At 62.9% G+C, this 6,641-nt stretch carries 8 protein-coding genes, 1 tRNA gene and 2 pseudogenes; 5 read left to right on the top strand and 6 right to left on the bottom strand.

The genetic code is table 11. The features are described from left to right. From QOH60_RS20020 to QOH60_RS20005, 4 genes and pseudogenes are all read right to left on the bottom strand, one after another. Nucleotides 1-311, bottom strand: a pseudogene (locus QOH60_RS20020) (branched-chain amino acid ABC transporter permease); the annotation flags it as partial. Beyond that, nucleotides 311-1,348: a branched-chain amino acid ABC transporter permease gene (locus QOH60_RS20015; protein ID WP_526423596.1), complete on the bottom strand. Its 1,038-nt coding sequence runs from the start codon at nt 1,346-1,348 to the stop codon at nt 311-313. The pseudogene QOH60_RS20020 and the gene QOH60_RS20015, both read right to left, overlap by 1 nt. A 51-nt stretch (nt 1,349-1,399) precedes the next feature. Next, nucleotides 1,400-2,659 carry a branched-chain amino acid ABC transporter substrate-binding protein gene (locus QOH60_RS20010; protein WP_526423594.1) on the bottom strand — a complete coding sequence of 420 codons (1,260 nt, stop codon included), beginning with the start codon at nt 2,657-2,659 and terminating at the stop codon, nt 1,400-1,402. Nucleotides 2,660-2,808: 149 nt separating this feature from the next. After that, nucleotides 2,809-3,432: a two-component system response regulator PdtaR gene (locus tag QOH60_RS20005; RefSeq protein WP_526423592.1), complete on the bottom strand. Its 624-nt coding sequence runs from the start codon at nt 3,430-3,432 to the stop codon at nt 2,809-2,811. An 80-nt stretch (nt 3,433-3,512) separates the two neighbouring features. On the opposite strand from QOH60_RS20005, the gene QOH60_RS20000 reads away from it, so the two are divergent. Together QOH60_RS20000 and QOH60_RS19995 are read left to right on the top strand one after the other, a co-directional pair. Next, nucleotides 3,513-3,586, top strand: a tRNA-Leu gene (locus QOH60_RS20000). Continuing rightward, nucleotides 3,561-3,635, top strand: a pseudogene (locus tag QOH60_RS19995) (hypothetical protein); the annotation flags it as partial. The gene QOH60_RS20000 and the pseudogene QOH60_RS19995, both read left to right, overlap by 26 nt. 34 nt (nt 3,636-3,669) lie before the next feature. Here the strand turns inward: QOH60_RS19995 and QOH60_RS19990 are convergent. Both QOH60_RS19990 and QOH60_RS19985 read right to left on the bottom strand, forming a co-directional pair. Continuing rightward, a complete protein-coding gene (locus QOH60_RS19990; RefSeq protein WP_526423590.1) occupies nt 3,670-3,912 on the bottom strand; it encodes a hypothetical protein in 243 nt (80 codons plus the stop codon). A gap of 206 nt (nt 3,913-4,118) precedes the next feature. Beyond that, the gene (locus QOH60_RS19985; protein ID WP_526423588.1) at nt 4,119-4,400 is read right to left on the bottom strand and encodes a WGxxGxxG family protein; all 282 of its coding nucleotides are present in this window, start codon (nt 4,398-4,400) and stop codon (nt 4,119-4,121) included. A 142-nt stretch (nt 4,401-4,542) separates the two neighbouring features. Between QOH60_RS19985 and QOH60_RS19980 the strand changes: the two genes are divergently transcribed. The 3 genes from QOH60_RS19980 (at nt 4,543) to QOH60_RS19970 (ending at nt 6,639) form a co-directional block, all read left to right on the top strand. Then, on the top strand, nt 4,543-4,677 hold the full coding sequence (locus tag QOH60_RS19980) for a hypothetical protein (RefSeq protein ID WP_526423586.1): 135 nt from the start codon (nt 4,543-4,545) through the stop codon (nt 4,675-4,677). Nucleotides 4,678-5,038: 361 nt separating this feature from the next. Continuing rightward, on the top strand, nt 5,039-5,212 hold the full coding sequence (locus QOH60_RS19975; protein WP_526423584.1) for a hypothetical protein: 174 nt from the start codon (nt 5,039-5,041) through the stop codon (nt 5,210-5,212). Nucleotides 5,213-5,328: 116 nt separating this feature from the next. Then, nucleotides 5,329-6,639 (top strand): adenylate/guanylate cyclase domain-containing protein, encoded by a 1,311-nt coding sequence (locus tag QOH60_RS19970; RefSeq protein WP_526423582.1) that lies wholly within the window; start codon nt 5,329-5,331, stop codon nt 6,637-6,639. The last annotated feature ends 2 nt before the right edge of the window (nt 6,640-6,641 follow it).

The raw sequence follows: 6,641 nt of genomic DNA, 5'->3' as shown, positions 1-6,641 counted from the left end.
ACCGCGTAGAAGCCGACGTAACCGAGGTCGAGCAAACCAGCTTGTCCCACAACGACATTGAGCCCGATCGCGATGATTGCGACCATGGCGAACTGCGCCATCGTGACACCAAAGCTAGTGCCCGGCGTGTTCACAAAACTTGGTGTGTACAAGGGTAATAACGCAAGAAGGCCGAAGGCGACGACCCCGAAGCCCCATTTCTGGACGCGGGACAGCCGGGCCCAGCGCTCTCGTAGCGCATCACCTGGCGCGAGCAGTGCTTGACGTAAGCGTTCTCGGCTCCGGACCCTGTCGTCGTCGCGATGAGTCATCACGCACGCGCCCTTCCGAGACTTTCGCCCAGTATTCCGGTGGGACGGAAGAGCAGGACGAGAACCAACAACACGAACGCCACCACGTCACGCCACTGGGTCCCGAAGACCGCCTGCCCGTAGTTCTCCATGACACCCAGGAGCAGACCGCCGAGCAGTGCGCCGCGAAGATTGCCGATCCCGCCGAGAACGGCCGCCGAGAAGGCCTTGATGCCGAGGACAAATCCCCCGTAGTAGATGACTCCCTGCGGCAGCTTCAGCGTGTACAGCAGCGCCGCCGCGCCGGCGAGCAAACCGCCGATCAGGAATGTGGTGAGGATGATCCGCTCGCGGGAGACTCCCATCAGCGTTGCGGTGGTTGGGTCTTGGGCGACGGCGCGGATCCCGCGGCCGAGCTTCGTGCGGGTGATCGCCAGGTCGGTCAGCACCGCGAACGCGATCGCCGCGAAGATGATGACGAGCGTGGTGTTGGTGACGGTGGCACCGAATATTGTGAACTGAGTCTTGGGTCGCACCAGCACGATCGGCTGCTGCGCGTTGTTTCCGCCGTATCCGTCGAGGATCTTCGGCAGAATGAAATGTACGAATTCCTGCAATACGAAAGACATTCCGATCGCTGTGATCAAGAAGGTCAAAGGACGGGCATTGCGGCGGCGAAGCGGCCGGTACGCCACCGCTTCGAGTCCCATGGCGGCGCCGCCGGACACCAGCATCGCGAACAGCATCGCGACGCACAGGTAGAAAACCGTCAGAACGGTGCCCTTCTGATATGCATTTCCGCTCGGGTCGAAACCCAGGATCATGTTGAGGCAGAAGTAGGCGCCGAACATGCCCAGCATGAAGATTTCCGAGTGCGCAAAGTTGATCAGGCGAAGTACGCCGAACACCAAGGTGTAGCCAACCGCCACCAAGGCGTAGATCGCACCCCAGGACAGGCCGTCGACTGTCAGCTGCCAGAAGCCGCGTCGAAGCCCTTCCAGATTGAAGTGGATGTTGGCGGCCGAGCAGGTGTACGCAGCGACGCACTCTTGGATCATTGGCCGGCGGACTCCCCGTGCATCCGGTTTACGTGAAGCTCGCCGACGCGATTACTGGACCTTGTAGATCCAGATCAGGGTGGTGGTGAGCTCCCCCGTATCTGACCACTGGTACTTGCGGGCCACTCCCTGGCCGTTGTACGTCTTGACGAAATCCAGCAGGTCGGCTCGGGTGACCTTCCCCGAGTCGATTCCCTTCAGCATGATCGTCCCGAGGTCATACCCTTCGGTGCTGTAGGTACCGGGTTCCTGGTTGAACTTCTTCGTGTACTCGTCCGCGAAAGTGCCGGTTGCGGGGCCGCATGGGCAGGACAGAATCGCATCCTTCGACGACTCTCCGGCCTGCTTGACGAACTCGGGGTCCTTGGTGCCGTCGGCGCTGACGAATGCCGCGGTCACCTCCCCGTTGCGAAGCTGCTGAACAAACGGCGCGGCCTGCGAGTAATAACCGCTGTAGAAGATGGCGTCCGGCGCGATGCCCTTGATCTGCGTGACGGTCGCCGACAAGTCCCTATCCTCTTTCTTGACCGAGATGTTGCAGCCGGAGTCTGCGACCGGGCCCAGCGTCTGACGTACGGCCTGCGCCAAGCCCAGACCGTATTCCGACCCGTCGTCGACGACACAGATCTTCTTGAACGCCAACGTGTTCTTGAGGTAATTCGCTACCGACGGACCTTGCACGCCGTCATTGGCAAGCCCCCGGAAGAAGGTCTTCCAACCGTTCGCGGAGAGCGTGACATTGGTTGCCGAAGCGGTCGCCGCCACCAAGCCGTTGTCGTTGAAAACGCTGCCTGTTGCCTTCGTCTCACCGGAGAACGCAGGGCCGACGAGACCGACGATGCTCGGGTCCGAGACGATCTGCGGCGCAATGCCACTGGCCTTATCCGGAAGGCCTTCCGTATCGAAACTCTTCAGCTGGACCTGGCAACCGGGATTGGCCGAGTTGTGCTTGTCGACCGCCAGCTTTACGCCGTTGATGATGTTGATACCCAGTGCCGAGTCCGGCCCCGTCAGTGCGCCGGCCATCGCGAGAGCGACCGGCTGACAGGTGGCCTTCCCGTCGCCGGCGGGGTCGGCCGCAGTCGCGCCGGTCTCGCTCTTGACCTCGCCGCCGTTCTCATCGATCTGGACCTGCTGCACGATCTTCAGCTGACCGTTCCCTGAACTCTGAGTGCCACCGCTACTGCTACTGGTGGGGCCACTGCTGCTGCTGTTGTTGCCCTGACTTTGTTTGCCGCATCCGGTCATGCCCACGGCGAGCAGTCCGACCGCACCCACAACAACAGCACTCCGCATCACGTGACCGCGCACGTGTCACCTCCAGATCAGATTCCTGTTCGGCGGCGCGCAAGCGCTCAGCGACCACCCAGCGTGTCCGCGCCCTCGGTAGAACATAGCCAACTGAGCGCGACACTGCGCGGTGTTGACCAACCAAAAGCGCGTCTCGGCGCATATTCGGCCTATCCGGCCGACGGCGCGTCCTTCGGCGTGTCCAGCGTCTCAAGCACCACTTCGGCGACACGCTTCATCGTGGTGCGGCGGTCCATCGCCGCCCGCTGGATCCACCGGAACGCCTCGGGTTCGGTCATCCCCTGCTTGCCCTGCAACAAGCCTTTGGCCCGTTCGACGAGCTTGCGGGTCTCCAGCCGGTCGGACAGCGAGGCGACCTCGCGCTCCAGTTCGGTGATCTCGCTGAAGCGGCTCACGGCGACCTCGATTGCGGGCACGAGGTCGGTGGCCGAGAAGGGCTTGACCAGGTACGCCATCGCGCCGGCCTCACGGGCACGTTCCACCAGCTCGCGCTGGCTAAACGCGGTGAGCACGACGATCGGCGCGATCCGCTTCGAGGCGATTTCCGCCGCCGCGTCGATGCCGTCGCGCCGCGGCATCTTCACGTCCATGATCACCAGGTCGGGCCGCAGCGACTCAGCAAGCTCCACGGCCTCTTGCCCGTCGCAGGCCTGGCCCACGACCTCATACCCTTCTTCTTTGAGCATTTCAGCCAAGTCGAGCCGGATGAGCGCCTCATCTTCGGCGATGAGGACGCGGCGCGGTGTCGGCGCATCCGCCGGTGACTCGGTCATGGCTGCCATTGTGTCGTGACTCGCGACGCGCGGCGACCTCGGGGCTCGGCATGCGCATCCTCTATCGTGGAGTGCTGCTCGCCCTCGTATCCCAACTGGCAGAGGAAACGGATTCAAAACCCGTACAGTGTGAGTTCGAATCTCACCGAGGGCACTCGTCACAGCAGCTCACCCGCTATTTTGGTCAGTGGCACAGCGGCTAACCGGGGAACCGTCCGCAGAGCGTGCGCAGTAATTTCAGCCGCGTCGTCGAAAGCGTCCGCAATCCGGCCCAAATCGTCGGGGAACAAATGGCCGTAACGGTCCAGCGTCAGCACCGCCGTCTTGTTTCGGGTCGGTCCATGTGCCGGTCACCTGATCGGACACTTGCTTGTTCAGCCAATGTTGCGCGTCGGTCTTCCGTGCGAACCCTTTGACATGCTCACGGCCCTGGTCATCGACATACCTTGCCCGCCAACGACTTCCCTTGCCGTGGTTCACGCTCGGCACCGTCTGGGTGTTGCCGTTCTCGTCGCGGACAGTCTTGGTCCAGCGGTCCTCGACGCCCGGCCATCGCGGACGGCATCGTGTGGGGAATCCCGCAGCCGCACAGCATCTTCGACATCCAACAAGACGCCACCGTGGTGGCTCATGATGGGAGTCCTCCGCCGAAGGACACGGCACTTCGGCGGAGGACCCGTCAAACGCTAGACGCGCGGGGGAACTGTTCCGCCAGGCGCAGACCCGCGAGCCCCATTCGCGTCGTTGCGCCGCCGCAGCCCCGCCAGACCCGCTAAACCGAGCAGGCCAGCAAGACCCCACAACCCATTGTTTCCGCTGTCATCGTTGTCGTTGTCCGCTGCGAGCGTCGTCGTCGACGTCGCTACCGGCGCAGCCGGTGCATCCGCGACCGGAGTGGCGTTAGCCACACCCATGCCGCCGAACATCAACCCCACCAAGGTGAGCGAAGTAGCAAGAATTTTGTGCATGGTCGTATTCCCCCAATTTCTAATGAGATTCCCTGCCAGTCACGGTCTCGGACTGGGGGAGCGACGAACGCCGCCAACGGCTTAATTACCCAAAAGGCAATGCCCCAAACCAAACCCAAACCACAGACAGACAGGACACACCATGACCACATGGGGACAAGGCTCCACCCGCGGCGGCCGCAAAGCCCGCGCCGCCGCACTAGAACGCGACGGCTACCAATGCCAACTCGACCACCCGGCTGCACCGGCCACGCATCTTTCGCAGACCACCGCGTGAACATCGCCAGCCGCGGAGTCACACGCACACAAGCCACCGACCCCGACGACCTACAAGCGGAAGATCAGGCAGGAGACAGCGGCCGCCGCGCCAAAGTCAACACCGAACGCCAAGCCGCAAACGGCTACCGGCGTCACCACATCCGGGCAAAATCACGTGACGATGGACACCAGCGCACCCGTGTGAACAACCCAGGCTGATTTAGTGATCGTGTCCGGGTTCGTAACGGCTCTTGGCCAGGACCGAGCAATCCCTGCCCCCCGGCCTCTTATCTGCTACCCGCGTGGTGCATCGTTCCAAACTCCGCACGCCACCCAGCACGATGACGGGGCCGGGGCACTGGGACTTAGTCTCGGCGGGCATGAATGCCAAGATGACGATGACCTGCTTCGCGTACAAATGGGAGTTATCCGCCGTCGGCTACTACCGGGGCATCTTGATCACAGCCGAGGCTGTGCAGGCGGACCCCGGCGCCTCCAACATCACGACAGCGCCCGACGGCTTCGGCTTCGACAAGCCCAAGAACAAGACATGACGGGCTTAGTCGAACTCTTCAACGCCAGGTGACGAGGCTAGAAGCGGCCTGACTGACAATTCGGCCAGGCGGTGGCCGGGAATAAATCTGACGGCCGAACGGATTAAGCTCTAACGATGGCCGCCGAGGTGAACGAGTCGGCAGCAGGCCCGATCGCACGGACCTTCTGTGGTCCGCCGATGCGCCTTCGCCCGCAGACCGAGGCTCGCAACCGGCACTATGCCGATCGCGCGAGGCGCAGCCGCAAGGTCCTCAACATCACCGCCGGGATCGCCGCCGTCGTCAGCACCAGCTTCTCGGTCATGCAGATCGTCACCGAGCCCGAACTATGGCGGATCTCGCTGATCAATCTCATCGCCGCCGCCATCTTCTTTTGTATTCCCGTGCTGCACAAGTACGGTGAGATGTTCTCCGCGCTGGTGCTGATCATCACCTCGTACGTCTCGCTCACGATCGTGACGTGGAGCGTCGGAACGGGCTCTGGTCTACAGTTCTACTTCCTCGTCGCTGCCACCGTGGCCGTCCTCGTGTTGGGCATCGAGCACATCCTGCTTGCGTGCACGCTCGTGGCGATCGGCGCGGCCATCGTCATCACGCTGCAATTCACCGTGCCAGTCGACACCGGTCTTCAGCCGCCCTGGGCGATTCCGGTCGGCTTCGTCGTGTCGGTCGTTTCGGCATGCGTAATGGTCGTCGCGACGGTCTGGTACGCGCTGCGAGAGATCGAACGCGCCGAGGAGGCAATGGAAGAGGAGTACTACCGCTCTGAGTCCTTGCTCGCGAACATCCTGCCCGCCACCATCGCGACCCGGCTGAAGAACCCTGCCACCACGATCATCGCCGACAAATACGACGATGCCTCGGTCCTGTTCGCCGACATCGCCGGCTACACCGCCCGGGCCAGCGAGTCGACACCCGCCGACCTAGTCGAGTTCCTGAATCGGCTCTACTCCGAGTTCGACCGGCTAGTCGAAAAGCACGGCCTGGAGAAGATCAAGACGAGTGGCGACTGCTACATCGTGGTCAGCGGTGTCCCCGAACCCCGTCACGATCACCTCGAGGCGCTGGCGTGCCTCGCACTGAACATGGCTCACGTGATCCAAGGCCTGGAAGATCAAGTCGGACAAGCGGTTCCGGTGCGGATCGGGATCGGCGTGGGTCCGGTGGTTGCGGGAGTGGTAGGCACCCGCCGGTTCTTCTACGACGTGTGGGGGGACGCGGTGAACGTCGCCTCACGGATGGAGTCCACCGGCGTCGAGGGCAGGATTCAGGTCCCCCACCAGGTATACGAGCGCCTCACGGACACCTTCCATTTCGAGCATCGCGGAGACGTCGAAGTCAAAGGCAAGGGCGTGATGCGCACCTGGTTCCTCGACGCTCAGCGCGACGACGACCCCGCCGAGAAACCGGCGTTCCTCCCGGCGTAGGC

Source organism: Mycobacterium sp. (genome assembly GCF_032159765.1).
In the GTDB taxonomy this organism is placed as follows: Bacteria; Actinomycetota; Actinomycetes; order Mycobacteriales; family Mycobacteriaceae; genus Mycobacterium.
This window is presented reverse-complemented; position numbering and strand designations above follow the sequence as displayed.

Excerpts from the sequence above, each read along its gene's own strand:
- QOH60_RS20015 (WP_526423596.1), bottom strand. The coding sequence starts at position 1,348 with ATGATCCAAGAGTGCGTCGCTGCGTACACCTGCTCGGCCGCCAACATC.
- QOH60_RS20005 (WP_526423592.1), bottom strand. The coding sequence starts at position 3,432 with ATGACCGAGTCACCGGCGGATGCGCCGACACCGCGCCGCGTCCTCATC.
- QOH60_RS19985 (WP_526423588.1), bottom strand. The coding sequence starts at position 4,400 with ATGCACAAAATTCTTGCTACTTCGCTCACCTTGGTGGGGTTGATGTTC.
- QOH60_RS19980 (WP_526423586.1), top strand. The coding sequence starts at position 4,543 with ATGACCACATGGGGACAAGGCTCCACCCGCGGCGGCCGCAAAGCCCGC.
- QOH60_RS19975 (WP_526423584.1), top strand. The coding sequence starts at position 5,039 with ATGAATGCCAAGATGACGATGACCTGCTTCGCGTACAAATGGGAGTTA.
- QOH60_RS19970 (WP_526423582.1), top strand. The coding sequence starts at position 5,329 with ATGGCCGCCGAGGTGAACGAGTCGGCAGCAGGCCCGATCGCACGGACC.